The following is a 20,418-nucleotide window of genomic DNA, read 5'->3' as shown; positions in this document are numbered from 1 at the left end:
GACGGACCCAATTTCATCAGACGATGAAAATAAGAGGAAGCGATGAGGAAACTCTACCCTGACGCCAAGAGTGCGCTCGAAGGTCTGACCTTCGACGGTATGACCGTGATGGCCGGCGGCTTCGGCCTGTGCGGCATCCCCGAGAACCTGATCGCCGCCCTGCGCGACAGCGGCACCAAGGGGATGACGGTCATCTCCAACAACGCCGGCGTCGACGGGTTCGGCCTCGGCCAGCTGCTGGAAACCCGGCAGATCAAGAAGATGATCTCGTCCTACGTCGGCGAGAACAAGGAGTTCGAGCGCCAGTATCTGGCCGGTGAGCTGGAGCTGGAGTTCAACCCCCAGGGCACCCTGGCTGAGCGGATCCGGGCCGGCGGCGCGGGCATCCCGGCCTTCTTCACCGCGACCGGCGTCGGCACCCTGGTGGCCGAGGGCAAGGAAGTCCGCAACTTCGACGGGCGCGACTATGTGATGGAAACGGGGCTGGTCGCCGACCTGTCGATCGTCAAGGCCTGGAAGGCGGACGAGCGCGGCAATCTGATGTTCCGCAAGACCGCCCGCAACTTCAATCCGATGATGGCGACGGCGGGCAAGGCCTGCGTGGTCGAGGTCGAGGAAATCGTGCCCACCGGCTCGCTGGACCCCGACCAGATCCACACCCCGGGCATCTATGTCGACCGCCTGATCAAGGGCACTTTCGAAAAGCGCATCGAACAGCGCACCGTGCGGACGCGCGAAAGCGCCTGATCCAAATGTCCGACGTCAAAGCCAGCAAGTTGCTAAGCCTCGTCCTTCGACACGACCCAGCCCAAGCGGGGCTGGTGCTAGGCGATGGCGGCTGGGTGCCGGTCGACGATCTTCTCACCGGCTTGGCCGCCATGGGGCATCCTCTTTCCCGCTCAGATATTGATCGACTGGTCGCCGAGAGTGACAAGAAGCGCTTCAGTCTTTCGGAAGACGGCGTCTCGATCCGCGCCGCTCAAGGGCATTCGGTCGATGTTGACTTGAGGTTGACGCCGAAGGAGCCGCCGATGACGCTCTATCACGGCACCGCCGCCCGTTTCCTCGACAGCATTCTCGCCGAAGGCCTTCGCCCAATGTCGCGCCGCCAGGTTCATCTGTCGTCCGATGTCGAAACCGCAGTGAAGGTCGGCCAGCGGCACGGCGCGCCCGTGGTACTCAGGATCGACTGCCGAGCGATGGCCGCCCGGAACGCCGTCTTCTACCAGGCCGACAATGGGGTCTGGCTGGTCGATTCCGTTCCGCCCGAGTATCTCGTCCACCACTCTGAAAGCTAGGAGCACTCATGCCCCGCACCCGCGAACAACTGGCTGAACGCGCCGCGAAAGAGCTGCAGGACGGCTTCTACGTGAACCTGGGCATCGGCATCCCGACCCTGGTCGCCAACTACATTCCCGACGGCATGGAGGTCACCCTCCAGTCCGAGAACGGCATGCTGGGCATGGGCCCCTTCCCCTATGAGGACGAGGTCGACCCCGACCTGATCAACGCCGGCAAGCAGACCATTTCGGAGATCCCGGAGACCAGCTATTTCAGCTCGGCCGACAGCTTCGCCATGATCCGCGGGGGCCACATCAACCTGTCCATCCTCGGCGCCATGGAAGTGGCCGAGAACGGCGACATCGCCAACTGGATGATCCCGGGCAAGCTGGTGAAGGGGATGGGCGGCGCCATGGATCTGGTCGCCGGCGTCAAGCGCGTGGTGGTGGTCATGGATCACGCCAACAAGCACGGCCAGTCCAAGGTCCTGAAGGCCTGCACCCTGCCGCTGACCGGCACGGGCGTGGTCAGCCGCATCATCACCGACCTGTGCGTCTTTGACGTCAAGCCGGACGGCGCGGGGCTGGAGCTGATCGAACTGGCCGACGGCGTGACGCTGGAAGAGGTCGCGGCAAAGACCGAGGCCAGCTACACAATTTCCGAAAAACTCAAGTCGCTGGCATAGTCCCGCCAATCGGCCGGAACAGGCCGAAGCGGAGGGTGATGTGATGGCGGATGGCAGCAGTGTGCGCGCGTGGGCGATCCCCGCGCCGGAGTCCGACCGGCTGGCGGGCATGCAGACTGAACTGCATGCGGATGAAGCCTCGGCCTATGGCGAGCGCTCGCGGGCGGCCGTGCGCGACTGTCTCGACCGCGTGCTGGCCGAGGCGCGCACCGGCGACCTGACCGAGGCCGTCGCCCGGCTGGATCATCTGGTCAGCTGCATCGAGGGCCTTCGCCCCCGCGATCTGGTGCCCCGCAGCGGGCTGGGCGGCCTGTTCGACAGCCGCAATGGTCGGCTCAAGCGGTTCAGAGGCGCCTTTCAGGCCGCCGTCCGGACGGTCGGCGACACACTTGCGGAAATCGAGGAGCGGCTGAAGGGCGTCGAAAGCCGCGGTCAGGCGATGGAGGGCGCCTTGCAGGCCCTCCGTGACGGCGTGCGCGAGATCAACGGCCACGTCCAGGTGGCGCTCGAGGCGCTTGTCCCGCCGCCTGTGGCCGGTGAGGGCGAAGACGCTCCCCGGGACCCGCAGGCGGCACTGCGCACCCGCGTCGACGATCTGGACCGCCATCGGGCCTCGGGCGTCACCGCCCTGCCCTGCGTCCGTGCCGTCCAGAATGCCGACGCCTGGGCGACCGACGCCCTGCGGCGCGCGGCCCCGGCGTTTTCCCACTGGCAGGAGGACTGGACCGCCCGGCTGGGGCTGGATCGCAAGCGCCCGCGCAAGGTCCGCCCCGACGTGTCGGAGCTGGAGGCCCTGCGCGATCAGTTGCTGGCCACGCTCAACCGCATCCGCGCCGACGTCTCGGCCGCGCTGGACCGCCGCAAGGCCCAGGTGGCCCGGCTGGAAAGCCTGCGAAACGGCTAGCGGGCGGCTGCCGCCCGGCCGACATTGGCCTCGGTCCAGGCGACGATCTGCTGGTTCAGATCCTGGGTGGCCGCGTCATAGGCCGCCACAATGGCGCTGATCCGGTTCTCGTCCGCCGGCTGGCTGACCGAGAAGACCTGTTCCGAGATCACGTCCCGCGCGGGCATGCTCAGCAGGCGTGCGCGCGCCGAGATGACCACCCGTGGCACCCCGCCCGCTGAGGCATAGCGGGTCTCGAAGGTCGTCACATCCACATCGAGCGAGACATCGGCGCGAGTCAGCTCCCGCCCTCCGATCAGTCGCACATTGGACGGACTGCCGGCGAACGCCGTCTCGAGGCTCTGGGTATAGAGGTCCTCGGCGTCCGATACCCAGCGGGCGCCCCCGATATAGGCGGCCTCATTGCCCGTCACGGCCAGAATGCGCTCACCGGAGACGGCGTCGGGAAACTCGATCCGTCGCAGGGCCACCTGCACTGTCGCCGGGCTGCGCTCGCCGACAAAGGCACTGTCCAGCGGGCCGAAGCGGTACAGCTGCACCGGATCGGGCGTCGACAGCAGGGCACACCCGGCCAGCCCCAGACCGGCCACCGTCAGAGCAGCCAGACCGGCGAGGCCGCGGCGCAGGAACAGGGTCGATCCCGGGATCATGGCTGAACCTCCAGTTCATTCGATGAGGGCCGCGAGATGAACTCGCGCGGGCTGGTCCGGACCTCGTCGACCAGGTCCTCCAGCGAGCGGGTGGCCGCATCCAGACCGCGGATGGCTTCCTCCAGCTGGGGCAAGCCACTGGCGGCAAAGTCGTTCACCGGCCCCTCCAGACCCTCGACGATGCGATTGGCGGACTCTGCTGCCTGGGCGGCCTGGTCGGCGGCGCGGTTGAGGTTGTTCACGGCCTGCTGGCCATCCGTCTCGATCAGGCGACGGGCGGATTCGCCCAGCGCCTGATATTCGGCCATGGCGGCATTGGCGCGGACCAGCGCCTGCTCCAGCTCGTCGAACATGCCCTTGCGAGCCTCGAACTCGGTGGTCAGGGACTCGATGTTCTTCAGGCTGAGCGAGAAGGAGCGAATGTTCTCGTCGGACAGCACCCGGTTGATACGATTCAGGGCGTCGACCGTCTGGGCCAGCACAGTGCCGGACCCGGACAACAGCTCGGCGATCGGGCTGGGCTGACTTTGCAGTACAGGGACGACATTGTTGGGATACTGGCTCTTCAGCAGGGCGCTGCCCTCGGTGCCGGCCGTGATCTGGATGTAGTTCAGGCCGGTGATGCCCTGCGGCTCCAGCTGGGCGCGCGAGGTCACGCGGATCGGCGTCGTGGCGTCGACGCGGATGCGGGCCACGACCTGGTCGCCCTTCTCCGGGTCCAGCCTCAGGTCCGTGACGATGCCGACCCGGATGCCGTTGAAGTGCACCTCGCCGCCCTCCGACAGGCCGCGCACAGGTCCGTAGAAGACGATATCGTAGAGGTCGTATTCCTCGTTGAACGACAGGCGCGCCAGCCAGATCGAGAAGATGATCAGCGCCGCGGCCAGGGCGACCGTGGCGATGCCGACTGCGGCGTAGTGGGCGTCTCTTTCCATATCCTGTGTGGCTCCTCAGCCGGTCCTGTGGGCAGCGCGCCCCCGCGGACCGTGGAAATATTCCCGGATCCATGGATGGTCCGAACGCTCGAGCTCGGAAACCGTGGCCGTGTTCACGACATGTTTGTCCGCCAGCACCGCGACCTTGTCGCAGATGGCGTACAGGCTATCCAGATCGTGGGTGATCATAAAGACGGTCAGCCCCAGGTCGTCGGCCAGCGACCGGATCAGCTCGTCAAAGGCCGCCGCCCCGATCGGGTCCAGACCCGCAGTCGGCTCGTCGAGGAACAGCAGTTCGGGATCCAGCGCCAGGGCGCGGGCCAGACCGGCGCGCTTGCGCATCCCACCCGACAATTCGGCCGGCTTCAGGTGATGCGACTCGGGGCCCAGACCGACCAGGGCGATCTTCATCGCCGCGATTTCCTCGATCAGGCTGCGCGGCAGGTCGGTGTGCTCGACCAGCGGCGAGGCCACGTTCTGCAGAACGCTCAGCGCCGAGAACAGGGCCCCCTGCTGGAACAGCACCCCTGTGCGGCGCTCAATGTCGGCCAGCTCTTCCTTGGTTGCGGCGGCCATGTCGTGCCCCAGCAGCCGGACGACGCCACCGTCGGGCTCCTTGAGACCGATGATGGTGTTGAGCAGCACGGTCTTGCCCGTGCCTGAGCCCCCCACCACGCCAAGAATCTGACCCTTCTCGACGGTCAGGTCCAGATCCTCGTGGATCACCCGGTCGCCGAACTGGCTAAGCAGGCCCTCGACCTCGATGACGACGTCCTTCTCCCCGGTCACAGGTTCAGCTCCAGGAAGATCAGGGCGAACACGGCGTCGAGGAAGATGATGGCAAAGATCGCCTGCACCACGGCGGCGGTCACGCGGCGCCCCAGCGACTCGACATCGCCCGATACCGCCATGCCCTGGCGACAGCCGATGGCGGCCACCACCACGGCGAACACGGGCGCCTTCACCAGACCGACAAACAGGTGGTTGCCGATGTCGGTAATGGTCCCCAACCGCTGGAGGAAGAAGTCCGGCCCGAGCGACAGCTGGCTCCAGGCGACCAGTGCGCCGCCGAACAGACCGGCCAACATGGCGATGAAGGTCAGCAGCGGCAGCATGATCACCATGGCCGCCAGCCGCGGAATGACCAGCGCCTGGAACGGATTGACGCCCATGACCTGCATGGCATCGATTTCCTGATTCATCTTCATCGACCCGATCTCGGCCGCAAACGAAGACGAGGACCTGCCGGCCAGAAGGATAGCCGCGATCACCACGGCGAATTCCCGCAGCACCGAGATGGCGATCAGTTCGACGGCAAAGACGTCGAAGCCGAACTGTTGCAGCAGGTCCGCGCCGATGAAGGCCACCACGGCGCCGATGAAGAAGGAGGTGACAGCCACGATCGGAATGGCATCCAGACCCGCGCGTTCGATCTGGCTGACCCAGGCAGGCCAGCGGATGCGCCCGGGGTGTTTAAGGGCCGATCCGGTCGCCGTGATAAGGCGGCCGAGGAAAGCCATCGACAGGATGGCCTCGCCACCGATGTCGTAGACGCCGTGCCCGATCTTGGCGAACATGCGGGTCAGGCCCCGCGTGCGCTTGAGGGGTTTCCCCTCATTGCACTCGACCTTGACCACCCGCTGGTAGATGCGACCGGCCTCCGGACGCGAAGACCAGGCATCGGCGTCGAGATCCCGGCCCAGCACCCGCGACAGGATCAGGGCACCGGTCGTATCCAGCCGGCCCATGTCTGACAGGTCGAGGGCCTTGACCGACCGGTCGCCGAGCTCACGGCCCAAGCGCGGGCCAAGCCGGCCCCGGTGGCGCGAGAGTCCCGCCGTGGTCCAGTCGCCGATCAGGCGCAGGCGGGCCCCCGCCTCGTCGCTCTCAATCTCGAAATCGGCGGTCGCCATGGGGTCTTAACTAAAACGGAAGCCGCGTTTTGCCCACGAGGAAATCACTCCGGACAGGGCCGGAGCCGCGTAGTCGGCGGAACCTGTGTCAAATGCGCCGACGTCGGCCGGGTTGCTGTCAGCTCAGGAAATTCAGCAACGAGACCTGTCGCAGCTGGTTGATCACCTGCGCCGACGCCTGGATGGCCACCTGCGACAGCTCCAGATCGGTCAACGCCTCTGCCAGATCGGCATCGGTCTTTTTCGAAAGCATCTCGTCCAGCGCCACCTTCTGGGTGTTCTGCGACGACAGGATCGAGTCGACCCGGTTCTGCAGCGAGCCGTTGCGCGCGCCAAAGTTCGTCACCGTCTCGCGTGCCTGATCCAGACGGTTCAGCTGGGCGGTCAGGAAATCCCGCGTCGCGTCATCCATGCTGCCGTTCAGCGGCGTGGTCTGATGATACAGCTGGATGTCGCGGAAGATGTCGAAGGCGGGCTCACCGATCTCGTTGGCGAGGAAGCCGGTTTCCATCCAGGTCCCCTCGTCGAGGCGCGACACCTGCTTCAGGGTGTCATTGGCAAAGGCGTCCGCCGCCGACGGCAGCGCCGCCAGATCGGCGAGGGTCATGGCCGTGACCGGGGCGTCGGCGCTCTGGCCGCCTGCGAACAGATAGCGGTTCTGGTGACGGCTGTTCAGCCCGTCCTGGGTGATCTGGTAATAGCCCTGGATTTCCAGCATCAGGCCGTCGGTTCGGCCGCTGGCCAGCGCGGCGGCGATCGCTTCGCGCGCGCCACCAACGCCTTCGGCAGTGCGGTTCAGGGCGAGGCTCTGGGTTTCCAGCCGGGCCGCGACCGTTTCGCCCGCCTCGATGAAGCCCTGGATGCGGCTCTGGGTCGACTTGAGCGCCGTCAACGTCTCGGAGCTGCGGCCGAACCCTGTCAGGTCGGTGGCGACCTTCTGGGTCGAGACCCGCTCCTGGGCCTCCTGCGCGCGGCTCTGGGCCGTCATCAGGTCCAGCAGGGCCGTCTGGTAGTTTCCAAAGGTAGAGACGCGATGCATCAGACCATTCCCAACAGAATGTCATAGAGGTCCCGGGCGGCCTGTATCAGGCGCGCCGAGGCGTTAAAGGCCTGCTGATAGGTGGTCATCAGCACCAGTTCCTCGTCCAAATTGACGCCTTCCTCGGCGCGCTGGCGGGCAGCGGCCTCGCTGTGCAGCGCCACCGCGCTGTCCATGGCGGTCTTGGTCAGGGCCGCCCGTCCGCCGATATCCCCGGCCAGTTCGGACGCATAGCGGGACGCCGAAATCTGCCCGCCCAGGGAGTCGCCCGCGCTCTGGAAGGCGGCGTTGACCTGACCGGCGTCCGCCAGCCCCAGCGCCCCGCGTCCGTCCCCGGACGTCAAGGCCGTGCTGCCGACGCCCGCGGCGAAGTCGAAGCGCGCCAGGCCGAGCAGCGAGGGGCTCTGGCGAATGTCGGTGCGCATCGAAAAGCCGTCGCCGCGCGAAGCACGAACGCCGCCGCCGATGCCGAACAGCTCGGTGATCGACACACCCGACGGCACCTGGGTCGTCCGGTCTTCCAGCACCGAGATGCGCGGGGCCGGGGTGTTGAGGGCGTTGAACCTCAGGGTGCCGTCCGTGCTGTCCAGCACGAACGACCCGAACCGTCCGACCCCGGTCGCGGGATCGTTCAGGGCCGTCAGCAGGTCGCCGACCGTCCCGCCCGCAGGGATGGCCACGCTCAGGTCGCGAATCTTGGCGCCTGTCTCTCCCGTGAAACGCAGGGTCATGGTCTCGCCGGGCGTGAAGCCGTGCGGCGAGCTGGTGGTCAGGCCTGTCTGGTAAATGGCCGGGCGGTCGCTGGTGATCAGGTCGTTCAGACCAAAGAAGTGCGAGAATCCGCGACCGATCTTGTTCGACGGATTGGCGGGGTCGTCAGCCACCACCACCCCATTGGTACCCGTCGCCGAAAGGCTGAGTACGCCGTTGGTGAAGCTGGCGGTCGCCGCGCCCCCCAGCTCGGCGTTCAGGGTGGCCAGAAAGCCCGCCGGCGTGGTGGCCGTGCCGTTGATAGTGATCGTCCCCGCGCCGAACACGATGTCGGCCCGGGCCTGCACCTGGCCCGCAGTGTTGGTTACCGCCACCGCCGTATTACCGGTGAAGCCGGTCAGGGCCGTTTCCAGCGACTGGCCGACGTTGCGCCCCGTCAGGGTCGTGGGCGCCGGCACCGAGGAGTTGGCATTGTGCGCGCGGTTCAGCTCGTCCGCGACCCGCGTCAGCAGTTCGGCCAGACGCTCGGCGACCTGGGGCGCCTCGATGTCGCGCGTCTCGACCAGCCCCTTGATCTCGCCCGAGGTGATGCTTTCCAGCAGGGGGCGTTTCTGTCCGCGCGGTTCGGTCACCCAGATTTCGTTGAAGGCGGTCTCGGCATTGACCGTGCCGGCGCGGTTGTACTCCAGCGTCGCATGGCCCTCGCCGGCCAGCAGCACCCCGGCCCCCGTCCGGATCGACACCCCGCCGACCGACCGGGTCGAAACGCGGACGTCCATGAGCTCGGACAGCTGGCCGATCAGGGCCGCCTGCGCCGTCTCGGCGCCCGAGCCGTCACCGCCGATCGCGCTGGACCGCGCGATCTCGATGTTCAGGGCCTCGATCTGTTGCAGCAGGCTGTTGGCCTGATCGACGGCGCTCTGGATGCGGCCATCGGCGTCCTCGCGCACGGCCTGGATCTGCCCGGCGATGCGATTGCCTTCGTCGAACAGCGCCTGGGTGCGGAACAGGGCTTCCTGCCGGCGCGGCGACGACGCCGGGTCCTCGGCCGCGGCGGCGAAGGCGGCAAACGCCTTGTCGACGCCCTGGAAGAAGCCATTGTCCCCGCCCGGATCACCGAATAGACCCTGCAGCCGGTCATAGAGTTCATAGCGAACCGACTGACGGGCGGCGTCGGCCCCCGCGTTGAAGCTGGCGGCCTGCAGGAAGCGGTCGGTGGCCAGACGGATGCGCGCCACCTCGACGCCCGAACCCACGCCCATGCTGACCAGGGTCTGCTGCTCGGCGATCTTGCGCACATAGCCCGGCGTGTTGACGTTCGACACATTGTCCGAAACCACGCGCAGCTGGGTCTGGGCTGCCGTCAGGCCACTGTTGGCCGTATTCATGATGGCATTCAGCGACATCAGCAGACCTCCGGACGGGCGTTACCCGGCAAGCTCTTCCCGCACGCCTGCGCAATTTGCCCGGCAGGGACGGCAGGGCTCGAGGCCAGGTCATTGTAATTCTTGGCGTTCATAATCGGCGCTCATTCCTTCGACCGATTTCGGCGCAAGGGTCGGGCCAAGCCGAACGGCCCGTGCCGGCCGCCCGGACCACCGGGCAAGAATCGTCCGCCCGCACGGCAAGTTTCGCCCCGGCAGGGTGAAGGTGCCGTTTCCTGATTGGGTTAAAACGCTTTGCTTTCGTTGGTTTTTCTAGCCATCGCCGAAGTGGCCCGGCCCTTGCGACGGGTTTGGCCGGCCCGGTCCGTCCGGGCTGGAACCATTTCGGAGGGGCACCGGCCCGATGCGCGCAGACACTGTCTTCACTCCCCTGCAGGGCGGGGCGGCCACCGAGGCCGCGACCCGGTCCCCGGGGCGTGCCGGCAGTGCCGCAGCCGGTCAGGCCTTCGCCGACATCCTCGGCGACATGCAACAGGTGGAAGCGCCGGTGCAGGCCGCAGCTCCCGTCCGGCGGAGTGCCGACGCTGACGTCGCTGACAAGGTGACAGTGGACGCCGACCTCCAGGACACCGATGCCCAGACCCTCGTCCCGGCCGAAGCGGACGGCCAGCCCCAGATCCTTCCCCCTGCCCCCGTCAACACCGCAAAGCCCGGGGAGACGCCGGAGGTTCTGCCCGACGAACCGCCGGTGACGACGACGAAGCCCATCGAACCCCAGATCCTCCCGCATGAAGCCGAGACGACAGCCAGGGACCAGGGCCGCCCCGAAGTCCTGCCGCACGTGCCCCCGACGGTCGGTAAGCCCGCAGAGGGCCCGCCGGTCCTGCCGGATCAGCCGACGGTCGTCGCGGGCAAGAAGAACGCCGACGCCGCCCAGGTGAACCCGGGCCCGTCGACCGAACCGCTGCCGGAAGCCGCAGAGCAGGCGCCCGCGCAGGCCAGGACGCCCGATGCCGCCGCGCAAGGTCAGCAACCGACCCCGGCTGTCGCTCCGACCCTGATCAAACGGCTGCTGGCCACGCACGAGGCGCGTGAAGCTGCATCCGGACGGTCGTCCAATGCCGCCGAGCCGGCGTCGGGCACGAAGGCGCGCGAGACCTCGGACGGCGCCACCGGTCCGCAAACCCCTGCGCCTGCGCCCGGGGGCGCCACCCCGACGGCCACGGCACCCCAGGCGCCGGTTCCGGTGGCCCGGACCGCAGGCGAGCCGGTGGCCCCTCCCCCGGCTCAGGCTCTCGACGGCGGTGCAGAGGGCGCCCTGAACACCGGCGGCCAGCCCTCGGGCGAGTTCAAGCTCAGCCCGGCTGTGCATGACCGTAACCTCGGCCTCTCGACCCTGTCGCGCGCGACGGTCGAGACCACCGCCCTGATCGCCGCCCAGATCCAGAACCGCCTGAGCGGACGCACGACCCGCTTCGAAATGGCCCTGACGCCCGAGGGGCTGGGCCGCGTCGACGTCAGCCTCGAGATCGACTCCGACGGTCGCCTGGCCGCGCGTCTGGCGTTCGACAATCCGGCCGCCGCGACCGAGCTCCGGGGCCGGGCGGATGAGCTGCGTCGCCAGCTGGAACAGGCCGGCCTGCACCTCGACAACGACGCCCTGCAGTTCACCGAGCGCGACCCGTCATCGGCCGGTCAGGGCTTTGGCGGCTTTGACCGTCGCGCCTTCTCCCGCGCCTCCAGCCTCCACGATCAGGCGGATACGCCGGTGATCGAGGCCGCAGTCTGGCAACCCCTTACCCTGACGCGCGACCGCGTCGATCTGAAGGTCTGATCCATGGTCGATGCCATCACCACCAATGCTGCCGCCAACCGGATCGGGGCCGGTACGACCAGCCTGTTCAGCAATTTCGAGACCTTCCTCAGCCTGCTGACCGCCCAGTTGAAGAACCAGGACCCGCTGTCCCCGGTCGATTCCAACGAGTTCACCGCGCAGCTGACCCAGATGGCCGGCGTCGAGCAGCAACTGCTGACCAACGACCTGCTAACCAGCCTGCTGGCCGCCCAGCAGGGCACCGGCCTGAACACGGCCGCCACCTATATCGGCAAGGACGCGACGGCCGTCTGGTCCGCCACCCGCTTCGAGGACGGCGAGGCCTCCTGGAGCTATGAGCTGGCCGGCAACGCCGCCGAGGTCACCCTCCAGGTCGTCGACGGCAGCGGCAATGTCGTCTGGTCGGGTGACGCCCCCGAGACCACCGACGGCGTGCACGACTTCACCTGGAACGGCCAGACGACCGGCGGCGGCCAGGTGTCCGAAGGCGGTGTCTATACGCTGAAGGTCGTGGCCAAGGACGGCGCCGGAGAGGCCGTCGACAGCCAGGTCCTGATCCGCGGCCGCATCTCGGGCGTCGAGCTCTATGACGGCCAGCCGTATCTGACCGTGGGCGGCTCCATCCTGCCGCTCAGCAGCGTGATCGCCCTGCAGGAAGGCAGCGCGGCCAGCCCCACCACACCCACCGATCCGGAAGAGGACGAGAGCCTGATGGCCTCGATTGCCTCGGCCATGAACCCCCTGAAATTCCTGTCCTAAGGAGAGTACCCCATGAGCATCAACAGCGCCCTGCTGGCCGGCGTTTCAGGCCTGACCGCCAACTCCGCCGCCCTCGCCGCGATCTCGCAGAACATCGCGAACGTGAACACCGTCGGCTACAAGCGGACCAGCAGCGAGTTCGCTACCGTGGTCAACAGCCAGAGCCAGGGGTCCGGCTATTCGGCCGGTGGCGTCCAGGCGGCCGCCCGCCACTTCATCAGCCAGAACGGTCAGCTGCAGCGCACGACCTCGGCCACCGATCTGGGCATCGCCGGTCAAGGCTTCTTCGTCGTGACGGAAAAGCCGGAAAACCTTGAGGTTACCGACACCCGCCTGTTCACCCGCGCCGGTGCCTTCCGCGTCGACAACCTCGGCTATCTGAAGAACACGGCGGGCCTGTACCTGCAGGGCTGGCCGGTCGATGCCAACGGCGACATCGCCACCGACCCGTCCGACCTGTCGCGCCTGCGCACCATCAACGTCGGCTCAGTCGGCGGCACGGCCGAGGCCACCACCCGCATCCAGCTGAACGCCAACCTGAAATCCAGCCAGGTGATCTCCAGCGAGGCGACCGACGCGGCCGCCGTCCCGCCGGGGCCGACCGCCTATGACCCGCTGACCAACTCCATGGCCATGTGGGATCCGGAAACCGGCACGGGCGTGAAGCCCGACTTCGAGGTCACCATTCCGGTCTCGGACTCCAAGGGCGGCCAGCGCACCATCGCCATGTCCTTCCTCAAGAGCACCACGCCGAACCAGTGGTATGCCGAAATCCGCGCCATTCCGTCCGGCGACGTCGTCACCGGTGCCGGTCTGGCCAACGGTCAGCTGAAGACCGGTCTGGTGGCCTTCACCCAGGACGGCCGTCTCGACGTCAACGCCATGCAGGCCCTGGGCGCCCAGGCCCTGTTCGCCGACCCGGCCACCGCCACCCTGGACTTCGGCGCCTCCAGCGCCGGCGCTCCGGCGGCGGGCGAGTTCAACTGGGCTGCGGGCCTCGGCATCGACGAGCAGACCCTGTCCTTCGACCTGACGGCCGCCGCCGGTGGCCTGACCCAGTACGACAGCGCCTCGGTCGTCCAGGCCACCATCACCAACGGTACGGCCTTCGGCAACCTGAGCGAGGTCAAGATTGACGAACGCGGCTTCGTGACCGCCATCTTCGACAACGGCGTGACCCGCAAGATCGCCCAGGTCGCCATCGCCACCTTCCCCAGCGCCGACAGCCTGACCGAGGTGGCGGGCAACGCCTTCCGCGTCAGCCAGGGCTCCGGCACGTTCAACCTCAAGACGGCCGGATCGGGCGGCGCCGGCTACATCGGCGCGTCCCAGCTGGAGGCCTCCACGGTCGACCTGTCCGCCGAGTTCACCGGCCTGATCACCACCCAGCGGGCCTATTCGGCCTCGTCCAAGATCATCACCACGGCCGACGAAATGCTGGCCGAACTGATCAGCATCAAACGCTGATCCGGGGCCTGAGGAGGTCGAATTCGATGGAAAAAATGACCCTTTCAGCCCCGCGAAACGCGTCGTCCCGGCGGCGGCGCGTTAGCCCTTCCTTCACCACGACGCTTAAACGGCCTTTAGCGCCAGAGGCTTATGGTTCCGCTCAGTGATGGTGGTGAAAGAGGCATAAGCCCATGTTGCAAGAGCGACGACTGAACAAGGACGGTGAAGCCTATGTGGTCGGCCCCACGGGCACGCCGTTGACCCTGCGCGATCTGCCGCCGGTCAACACGGACCGCTGGGTGATCCGCCGGAAGGCCGAGGTCGTGGCCGCTGTGCGCGGAGGGCTGCTGAGCCTTGAGGATGCACTGGCGCGCTACCGCCTGACCGCCGAGGAATTCCTGGCCTGGCAAAAGGCCATCGACAAGTGGGGCATGCAGGGGCTGCGGACGACCCGCATCCAGCATTACCGCAACTAGGCTTCTTCTCCCCGAAGGCTTGAGATGGCCGCTCCTGCGACGCAGGGGCGGCCATCTGCGTATCGGAGCCTCGAAAAAGCCGGGCAGGCCCTCTATATGCCGCGCATGACCACGGTGATCTCCCGCCCGCAGGATACCGCCTGCCCCATTCCCGCGATGGCTCCGGCCGACATGGACGCGGCCATCGCCTCCGCGCGCGCGGCTGTGGGCCTGCCGGTCGGATCGCGCGTGGTGGCTGCCATGTCCGGCGGCGTGGACTCCACCGTGGTGGCGGCCCTGCTGCACAAGGCGGGCTATGACGTCGTGGGCGTCACGCTGCAGCTCTACGATCACGGTGCTGCGCTCAAGAAGAAGGGCGCCTGCTGCGCGGGTCAGGACATCCACGACGCCCGTCTGGCCGCCGAGACCCTCGGCATCCCCCACTATGTGCTCGATTACGAAAGCCGCTTCCGCGAGGCGGTGATCGACCAGTTCGCCGACAGCTATCTGGAAGGGCGCACGCCGGTCCCCTGCATCCGCTGCAACCAGACCGTCAAGTTCCGCGACCTGCTGGATGTCGCGCGCGATCTGGGCGCCGAGGCCATGGCGACCGGCCACTATGTGCGTCGCGCCGTCGGCCCCGACGGCCGCAGCCAGATGCGCAAGGCCATCGACCCCTCGCGCGACCAATCCTACTTCCTGTTCGCCACCACCCGCGACCAGCTGGACTATCTGCGCTTCCCGCTGGCCGATCTGGAAAAACCCCAGGTCCGGGGTCTGGCGGCCGACCTCGGCCTGCGCATCGCCGCCAAGCCGGATAGCCAGGACATCTGTTTCGTGCCGTCCGGCGACTATCGGACCCTGATCGACCGGCTGCGTCCGCAAGGGCGTGAGGCGGGCGAGATCGTGCACATGGACGGCCGCGTGCTGGGCACCCACTCCGGCATCACCGACTATACCATCGGCCAGCGCCGGGGCCTGAACGTCGCTGTGGGCGATCCCCTGTTCGTCGTCCGGCTTGAGCCCGAGACCCGCCGCGTCATCGTCGGGCCCCGTGAGGCCCTGCTGACCGGTTCGCTGACTCTGGAAGAGACCAACTGGTTGGGCGACGAAGCCGACATCCAGACGGCCGCCGCCGCCGGGCGTCCGGTGCTGGCCCGCGTGCGCTCGACCCGCCCGCCCCTGCCCGCCCGCCTGTTCCGTGACGGCGACGCGGTCGGCGTGGCCTTCGACGAGGGCGAGGAAGGCGTGTCTCCGGGTCAGGCCTGCGCCCTCTACGACCCGGCCGATCCGGACCGCCTGCTGGGCGGTGGCTTCATCGCGAGCACGACCGCGGTTGTCTGATCCCCTCGATCTGGCGCATCGGCAGGGTTTGCCGGGCGAGTGGCTGGCCCTTCGCGACCGCTTTCCGCGCAGCCGATGGGGCGAGGCCGGGCTGAACCCCGTCGCTGCGCACTGGCTGCAGATGCATGCCGGTTTCCGGCACCACGGCGACCACATGACCGGCCTGACCACGGCCTTTCGGGCGGACCCCGCCAATCCCCGGGGCCTGCATGCGCAGCTGATCCCGGCGTTGCAGGCCTTCCTGCAGCACCTGGACGGTCATCATCGCATCGAGAGCGGGCACTATTTCCCGGTTTTCCGCCAGATGGAGCCCGACATCGCCGCAGGCATAGACCTGCTGGACCGGGATCACGACGCTGTCCATGGCCATCTGCAGGCCCTGTTCGAGGCCGGGCGGGGATTTCACATGGCGGTGGCCGGCAATGCACCGGATGCGGCCTCGCCGGCCCACCGGCTGGCCGATGCCTTTGACGCGGCCCTGCCCTCGCTGACGCGCCATCTCGACGACGAGGAAGACATCGTCATCCCCCTTATCGCCCTGAAGGGGGACGGGATCCGCTGACGGTGCCCGCCTAGTTCGCCGTCATCGGCCCGCGTCGGACCTCGCGGCCCAGCAGGGTCGTTTCCGTCGCCGCCAGCCCGAACTCCGGCAGCAAATCGCGATGCTGCTCCAGCGGCGCCCTCATCAGACGTCCCGCCAGCCGGTTGAGATTGCCGAGCGGTGTGTCCTGTACCCGCGCGATCAGGCCTGCAAAACGCGGCCAGCGGTCGGCGGTCACCCGCACCCGGATCGTCTCAAGGTTCATGCACGCCGCCGTCACCGCGAAATCCGCCACGCACACCGCCTCGCCGAACAGGAAGCCCTCCTGCGGCGAAACGCTCTCCAGATAGTCGAGGATCTCGGGCAGTTCGACGTCGCGCGCATGGGCGACCGCCGCCTGGTCCGTCTCGCCGCCGAAGAAGTGCGGCTTGAGCGCCATCTGGAAGAAGAGCTTCCAGCCCAGAACGTCGAACAGCCGGGTGTCGCCGTACTCCTCCAGCCAGCGCGCCTGCGCCCGGGCCTTCGGATCGGCCGGCCACAGCGCCGGCCCGGACCGCGTCTCCTCGATGTACTGCACGATGGCGCTCGAGTCGCACAGGGTGAAGTCACCCTCGATCCAGACCGGAATACGCCTCAGCGGGCTGATCTTCGAAAAGCCGTCGTCCCCCAGAAACGGGGAGATCGGGTCGACCTTCACCTCGACACCCTTGATGGCGCAGCAGGCCAGCACCTTGCGCACATAAGGCGAGACCGGGCTGCCGATCAGGGTGACGGCCGGCGACACGATCAGGCCGCTTCGTCCTTGGGCAGCACATCGGCGACCGTGGGCCGGTCAGCTTCAAAGGCGACCGCGATGTCGCTCCGCTTCACGATCTCGCCGCAGCAGGAACAGGCCAGACGCGGCGACAGCTCCGACCCACAGGTCTTGTGGGTGAAGGTCACGCCCGAGTCTGCCTCGCCATACAGGTGCTTGGAGCCCCAGCCGTGCATCGTCAGCAACACGTCCGAGAGATCCTTGCCCTTGGCCGTCAGCACATATTCGTTGCGCGGGGGCCGTTCCGAATAGGGCCGGACCTCCAGCACGCCATGCGCGACCAGGGTTTTGAGCCGGGCGGCCAGCACATTGCGCGCCACGCCCAGGCGGTCCTGCCACTGCTCGAAGCGGCTCACGCCCTGAAAGGCGTCACGAATGACCAGCAGCGTCCATGGATCGCCGATCACCTCGAGGGTGGCGGCGATCGAACAGCTCTGTCGGGAATAGTCTGCGGTGCGTCCCATGTGCAAAAAGTGACGTCACGGCAGCCTGATTGCAAGTGGGTTGTTATTCTGAACCCTGCCTCTATGCTCCGACGTCCGTCCTTTTTAGCAATGCACTCGCCGCACCTGTAGCCCCATGACCCTCTCCGAGCCTGTCCAGTCCCTTGATGACGCCCTTGCGCTGCGCCCTGGCGAGGACGTCGCGCGCATCGCGACCCTGACCCCGGACTTCTCCAATGCGCCCCTCGCCACCGACCCGCTGAGGGGGGCTCCTTTCGGGGGCCTGATGGCGGCGCTGGCCGTGCGGGCCATGCGTGAGGGTCTGGATATCCAGCCCCCGCTGATGACTTTGACGGTGCAGTATCTGGCCGCCGCCCGGTTCGAGGGCATCACCTTCACGCCCTCCCTCGACCGGGGCGGTCGATCCGTAGCCTATGCCTCCGTCCGCGCGGGACAGCCCGGTCGACCGGCCCTGACGGCCATGGGGACCTTTGGCACGCTGGGCCACGGCCCGGAGGTGCGGCCCCTCACGCCCTCGCCCACGCCATTCGATGCCCTTGATCCCACGCCGGTCGACCCGCGCCTTGCCCCCTGGTTCACGCGCTATATCGAGCACCGGTTCGACGGCGGCCCGAAGCTGGGTGGCGGCGCGCCCCTGACCGACCCGACGCTGCGACTCTGGATGCGCACGCGCGACGGCCGGCCTCTGGACGAGCTGACCCTGTGCTTCCTGCTGGACGGCATCTTCCCGTCCTACATGAGCGTGCTGCCCCTGCCGCCGGTGCCGTCGGCCAGCGTCGATCTGCGCTATGACCTGATCGAGCCCATCACGCCCGACACGTCGCCGGAGGGCTGGGCCATCTTCCAGTTCTGCACCCGCGACGTCTCCGGGGGCTGGGCGTTGGACGACGGCGTGGCCTTCGCGCCCGACGGCCGTCCGCTGGCTCTGGCCCGGCAGAGGCGCAAGTTGTTCGGCCCCCGCCGCCCGCCCGCCGACTGACCGCAGCTGCGAACAGACTTGCGTTGCAGCGCACAAAGGCCGATCTAGCCCCCATCCAAATTCGAGTTCAGGGACAGTTTTCCATGACCCAATCCAATGATCCCGTCGTCATCGTCGCCTTTGCCCGCACCCCGATGGGCGGCTTCCAGGGCGCCCTGAGCGGCGTGAAGGCGACCGATCTGGGCGCCACCGCCGTCAAGGCCGCCGTCGATCGTGCCGGCGTCCCCGCCGACAAGGTCGAGCAGATCTTCATGGGCTGCGTGTTGCCGGCCGGTCTGGGCCAGGCCCCGGCCCGACAGGCCGCCATCGGCGCCGGTCTGGGCAAACATGTCGAGGCAACCACCGTCAACAAGATGTGCGGCTCGGGCATGCAGGCCGCCATCATGGGTCACGATGCTCTTCTTGCCGGCACAGCCGACGTCATCGTCGCCGGCGGCATGGAGTCGATGACCGGCGCCCCCTACGTCATGAACAAGCACCGCGGCGGCGCCCGCATCGGCCACGATGTGATCGTCGACACCATGTACATGGACGGTCTCGAGGACGCCTACACCCCCGGCAAGCTTATGGGCGCCTTCGCCGAAGACACCGCCGGCCAGTATCAGTTCACCCGTGAGCAGCAGGACGAATACGCCATCGAGTCCCTGCGCCGCGCCAATGCCGCCATCGAAAAGGGCGCCTTCGAGGCCGAGATCACCCCGGTCGAGGTGACCACGCGCAAGGGCACCGAGACGGTCACCACCGACGAACAGCCGGGCAAGGCCCGCCCCGAGAAGATCCCGACCCTGCGTCCAGCCTTCGCCAAGGACGGCACCATCACCGCCGCCAATGCCAGCTCGATCTCGGACGGCGCCGCCGCCCTGGTCATGACCCGCGAGAGCGTCGCCAAGGCCATGAACCTGCCGATCGTCGCCCGGGTCGTCGCCCACGCGGCGCACGCCCATGAGCCCGGCCTGTTCACCACCGCCCCCGTGCCCGCCATGCAGAAGGCCCTGAAGAAGGCCGGCTGGTCGGTCGACGACGTCGACCTGTGGGAGATCAACGAAGCCTTTGCCGTCGTGCCGATGATCGCCATGAAGGAAATGGGCATGAGCCGCGACAAGGTGAACATCAACGGCGGCGCCTGCGCCCTCGGCCACCCGATCGGGGCCTCGGGCGCCCGTATCCTCGCCACCCTGCTCGGCGCGCTGGAAGCCGAAGGCAAGACGAAGGGCGTGGCCTCGCTCTGCATCGGTGGCGGCGAAGCCGTCGCCATGGCCGTCGAGCGGGTCTGATCCCGCCATGCTGGACCGGCGGCAGGCTCTGGGTCTCACCGCTCTGGGGCTGATGTCGCCCGGTCTGGCGCTGGCCGCCGACGAACCGACGATCGAAACACTGCGCCTGTGGCCCGGCGCGGCGCCGGGCGGCGAGGCCGTGACGGTCACCGCCGAGGTGATCGAGCGCTCGACCGACCCCGGCTATCACGACCGGATCGCGAAACACACGCGCGACCCCCTGCTGACCGTGGTGCGGCCGGCTGAGGCCAACGGTGTCTCCCTCCTGCTGATTCCGGGCGGCGGCTATCGCTGGGCTGTGGTCGACAAGGAGGGCATGGACTGCGCGCATGTGTTCGCCGCCATGGGCTACACCTGTTACGTCCTGCGCTATCGCCTGCCCGCTGACGGATGGGCCGCCGGGCCCGACGCCCCGCTTCAGGACGCCCAGCGCGCCCTGAGACTGGTCCGGGGTCAGGCGCTGGCCGAGGGCCGCTCGCCGGAGCAGGTGGTCGTGCTGGGGGCTTCCGCCGGTGGCCATCTGGCCGGTCTGCTGGGCGCCCGGCGCGATGCGACCTATGCCGCGGTCGATGCCCTCGACGATGCCTCGCACCGGCCGGATGCCCTGATCCTGCTCTATCCGGTGGCGACCCTGACCGACCCCTTCGCCCACGCCGGGTCGCGGCGCGAGCTGCTGGGTGAAAACCCCTCCCCCGACCGGATCGCCGCCTACAGTCTGGAACAGATGGACTGGCAGGGCGCGGCCCCGACCTTCCTGCTTCACGCCATGGACGACACCGCCGTGCCGGTCGAGAATTCGCTCATGCTGGCCGACACCCTCCGCCGCGACGCCGTGCCGGTCGAGATGCACCTGTTCGAGGAGGGCGGCCATGGCTTTGGCATCCGCCTGATCGAGGGCCGGCCCGCCGCGGCCTGGCCGCAACTGGTCCAGGGCTGGCTGGGCCGACGCGGACTGTGAACTGTCTGTAATATTCCGCCGCTTGCGCCCCCCCGCCGGCCCGT

General features: G+C 67.9%; 21 protein-coding genes. 13 read left to right on the top strand and 8 right to left on the bottom strand.

The features are described from left to right. The first annotated feature begins 42 nt into the window (after positions 1-42). From LC068_RS11305 to LC068_RS11290, 4 genes are read left to right on the top strand one after another with little or no spacing between them, the layout of a single operon-like run. Positions 43-747, top strand: coding sequence for a CoA transferase subunit A (locus LC068_RS11305; protein ID WP_226637289.1), 705 nt, complete (start codon positions 43-45; stop codon positions 745-747). Positions 748-752: 5 nt separating this feature from the next. Then, positions 753-1,298 (top strand): RNA 2'-phosphotransferase, encoded by a 546-nt coding sequence (locus tag LC068_RS11300; RefSeq protein ID WP_226637287.1) that lies wholly within the window; start codon positions 753-755, stop codon positions 1,296-1,298. Between the two features lie 8 nt (positions 1,299-1,306). After that, complete coding sequence (locus LC068_RS11295; RefSeq protein ID WP_209119808.1) at positions 1,307-1,966, top strand: 3-oxoacid CoA-transferase subunit B; 660 nt, start codon at positions 1,307-1,309, stop codon at positions 1,964-1,966. Positions 1,967-2,009: 43 nt separating this feature from the next. After that, entirely contained in the window at positions 2,010-2,870 is an 861-nt protein-coding gene (locus LC068_RS11290; RefSeq protein ID WP_226637284.1) for a hypothetical protein, read from the top strand. Here the strand turns inward: LC068_RS11290 and LC068_RS11285 are convergent. From LC068_RS11285 to flgK, 6 genes are all read right to left on the bottom strand, one after another. After that, on the bottom strand, positions 2,867-3,520 hold the full coding sequence (locus LC068_RS11285; RefSeq protein ID WP_226637282.1) for an ABC-type transport auxiliary lipoprotein family protein: 654 nt from the start codon (positions 3,518-3,520) through the stop codon (positions 2,867-2,869). The genes LC068_RS11290 and LC068_RS11285 overlap by 4 nt on opposite strands. Beyond that, entirely contained in the window at positions 3,517-4,455 is a 939-nt protein-coding gene (locus LC068_RS11280; RefSeq protein ID WP_209119811.1) for an MlaD family protein, read from the bottom strand. Before LC068_RS11280 ends, LC068_RS11285 begins: the two co-directional genes overlap by 4 nt. Positions 4,456-4,470: 15 nt before the next feature. Continuing rightward, entirely contained in the window at positions 4,471-5,244 is a 774-nt protein-coding gene (locus LC068_RS11275) for an ABC transporter ATP-binding protein (RefSeq protein WP_226637280.1), read from the bottom strand. Beyond that, positions 5,241-6,368, bottom strand: coding sequence for an MlaE family ABC transporter permease (locus tag LC068_RS11270; protein ID WP_226637278.1), 1,128 nt, complete (start codon positions 6,366-6,368; stop codon positions 5,241-5,243). The genes LC068_RS11275 and LC068_RS11270 overlap by 4 nt, the downstream gene beginning before the upstream one ends. A gap of 118 nt (positions 6,369-6,486) precedes the next feature. Next, the gene (locus LC068_RS11265) at positions 6,487-7,407 is read right to left on the bottom strand and encodes a flagellin (RefSeq protein WP_226637276.1); all 921 of its coding nucleotides are present in this window, start codon (positions 7,405-7,407) and stop codon (positions 6,487-6,489) included. Then, positions 7,407-9,524: a flagellar hook-associated protein FlgK gene (gene flgK, locus LC068_RS11260; protein WP_226637273.1), complete on the bottom strand. Its 2,118-nt coding sequence runs from the start codon at positions 9,522-9,524 to the stop codon at positions 7,407-7,409. Before flgK ends, LC068_RS11265 begins: the two co-directional genes overlap by 1 nt. Before the next feature lie 382 nt (positions 9,525-9,906). On the opposite strand from flgK, the gene LC068_RS11255 reads away from it, so the two are divergent. From LC068_RS11255 to LC068_RS11230, 6 genes are all read left to right on the top strand, one after another. After that, positions 9,907-11,337 carry a flagellar hook-length control protein FliK gene (locus LC068_RS11255; RefSeq protein WP_226637271.1) on the top strand — a complete coding sequence of 477 codons (1,431 nt, stop codon included), beginning with the start codon at positions 9,907-9,909 and terminating at the stop codon, positions 11,335-11,337. Positions 11,338-11,340: 3 nt separating this feature from the next. Then, entirely contained in the window at positions 11,341-12,096 is a 756-nt protein-coding gene (locus LC068_RS11250; protein WP_226637268.1) for a flagellar hook assembly protein FlgD, read from the top strand. A 12-nt stretch (positions 12,097-12,108) separates the two neighbouring features. After that, a complete protein-coding gene (gene flgE, locus LC068_RS11245) occupies positions 12,109-13,563 on the top strand; it encodes a flagellar hook protein FlgE (protein ID WP_226637266.1) in 1,455 nt (484 codons plus the stop codon). A gap of 173 nt (positions 13,564-13,736) precedes the next feature. After that, positions 13,737-14,021 (top strand): CtrA inhibitor SciP, encoded by a 285-nt coding sequence (gene sciP, locus LC068_RS11240; RefSeq protein ID WP_209119818.1) that lies wholly within the window; start codon positions 13,737-13,739, stop codon positions 14,019-14,021. Between the two features lie 105 nt (positions 14,022-14,126). After that, complete coding sequence (mnmA, locus tag LC068_RS11235; RefSeq protein WP_404825213.1) at positions 14,127-15,344, top strand: tRNA 2-thiouridine(34) synthase MnmA; 1,218 nt, start codon at positions 14,127-14,129, stop codon at positions 15,342-15,344. Next, a complete protein-coding gene (locus LC068_RS11230) occupies positions 15,337-15,906 on the top strand; it encodes a hemerythrin domain-containing protein (protein ID WP_226637265.1) in 570 nt (189 codons plus the stop codon). Before mnmA ends, LC068_RS11230 begins: the two co-directional genes overlap by 8 nt. 10 nt (positions 15,907-15,916) lie before the next feature. On the opposite strand, the gene LC068_RS11225 is transcribed toward LC068_RS11230, so the two are convergent. Beyond that, positions 15,917-16,669 carry a glutathione S-transferase family protein gene (locus LC068_RS11225; RefSeq protein WP_226637264.1) on the bottom strand — a complete coding sequence of 251 codons (753 nt, stop codon included), beginning with the start codon at positions 16,667-16,669 and terminating at the stop codon, positions 15,917-15,919. Positions 16,670-16,671: 2 nt separating this feature from the next. Then, a complete protein-coding gene (locus LC068_RS11220) occupies positions 16,672-17,163 on the bottom strand; it encodes a winged helix-turn-helix transcriptional regulator (RefSeq protein WP_226637263.1) in 492 nt (163 codons plus the stop codon). 115 nt (positions 17,164-17,278) lie between these two features. Here LC068_RS11220 and LC068_RS11215 point away from each other — a divergent pair, with 115 nt between their 5' ends. From LC068_RS11215 to LC068_RS11205, 3 genes are all read left to right on the top strand, one after another. Next, positions 17,279-18,142 carry an acyl-CoA thioesterase gene (locus LC068_RS11215; RefSeq protein ID WP_226637262.1) on the top strand — a complete coding sequence of 288 codons (864 nt, stop codon included), beginning with the start codon at positions 17,279-17,281 and terminating at the stop codon, positions 18,140-18,142. A gap of 83 nt (positions 18,143-18,225) precedes the next feature. Continuing rightward, complete coding sequence (locus tag LC068_RS11210; protein WP_226637261.1) at positions 18,226-19,416, top strand: thiolase family protein; 1,191 nt, start codon at positions 18,226-18,228, stop codon at positions 19,414-19,416. 7 nt (positions 19,417-19,423) lie between these two features. Then, positions 19,424-20,374 (top strand): alpha/beta hydrolase, encoded by a 951-nt coding sequence (locus tag LC068_RS11205; protein ID WP_226637260.1) that lies wholly within the window; start codon positions 19,424-19,426, stop codon positions 20,372-20,374. Positions 20,375-20,418 lie beyond the last annotated feature (44 nt).

It is taken from the genome of Brevundimonas poindexterae (assembly GCF_020524625.1).
Classification (GTDB): domain Bacteria; phylum Pseudomonadota; class Alphaproteobacteria; order Caulobacterales; family Caulobacteraceae; genus Brevundimonas; species Brevundimonas poindexterae_A.
The sequence above is the reverse complement of the archived record's forward strand: the minus strand, read 5'-3'. Positions and strand labels throughout refer to the sequence as shown.

Coding starts and splice junctions, on each gene's coding strand:
- LC068_RS11305 (WP_226637289.1), top strand. CDS start 43: ATGAGGAAACTCTACCCTGACGCCAAGAGTGCGCTCGAAGGTCTGACC.
- LC068_RS11300 (WP_226637287.1), top strand. CDS start 753: ATGTCCGACGTCAAAGCCAGCAAGTTGCTAAGCCTCGTCCTTCGACAC.
- LC068_RS11295 (WP_209119808.1), top strand. CDS start 1,307: ATGCCCCGCACCCGCGAACAACTGGCTGAACGCGCCGCGAAAGAGCTG.
- LC068_RS11290 (WP_226637284.1), top strand. CDS start 2,010: ATGGCGGATGGCAGCAGTGTGCGCGCGTGGGCGATCCCCGCGCCGGAG.
- LC068_RS11285 (WP_226637282.1), bottom strand. CDS start 3,520: ATGATCCCGGGATCGACCCTGTTCCTGCGCCGCGGCCTCGCCGGTCTG.
- LC068_RS11280 (WP_209119811.1), bottom strand. CDS start 4,455: ATGGAAAGAGACGCCCACTACGCCGCAGTCGGCATCGCCACGGTCGCC.
- LC068_RS11270 (WP_226637278.1), bottom strand. CDS start 6,368: ATGGCGACCGCCGATTTCGAGATTGAGAGCGACGAGGCGGGGGCCCGC.
- LC068_RS11265 (WP_226637276.1), bottom strand. CDS start 7,407: ATGCATCGCGTCTCTACCTTTGGAAACTACCAGACGGCCCTGCTGGAC.
- flgK (WP_226637273.1), bottom strand. CDS start 9,524: ATGTCGCTGAATGCCATCATGAATACGGCCAACAGTGGCCTGACGGCA.
- LC068_RS11255 (WP_226637271.1), top strand. CDS start 9,907: ATGCGCGCAGACACTGTCTTCACTCCCCTGCAGGGCGGGGCGGCCACC.
- LC068_RS11250 (WP_226637268.1), top strand. CDS start 11,341: ATGGTCGATGCCATCACCACCAATGCTGCCGCCAACCGGATCGGGGCC.
- flgE (WP_226637266.1), top strand. CDS start 12,109: ATGAGCATCAACAGCGCCCTGCTGGCCGGCGTTTCAGGCCTGACCGCC.
- sciP (WP_209119818.1), top strand. CDS start 13,737: ATGTTGCAAGAGCGACGACTGAACAAGGACGGTGAAGCCTATGTGGTC.
- mnmA (WP_404825213.1), top strand. CDS start 14,127: ATGACCACGGTGATCTCCCGCCCGCAGGATACCGCCTGCCCCATTCCC.
- LC068_RS11220 (WP_226637263.1), bottom strand. CDS start 17,163: ATGGGACGCACCGCAGACTATTCCCGACAGAGCTGTTCGATCGCCGCC.
- LC068_RS11215 (WP_226637262.1), top strand. CDS start 17,279: ATGACCCTCTCCGAGCCTGTCCAGTCCCTTGATGACGCCCTTGCGCTG.
- LC068_RS11210 (WP_226637261.1), top strand. CDS start 18,226: ATGACCCAATCCAATGATCCCGTCGTCATCGTCGCCTTTGCCCGCACC.
- LC068_RS11205 (WP_226637260.1), top strand. CDS start 19,424: ATGCTGGACCGGCGGCAGGCTCTGGGTCTCACCGCTCTGGGGCTGATG.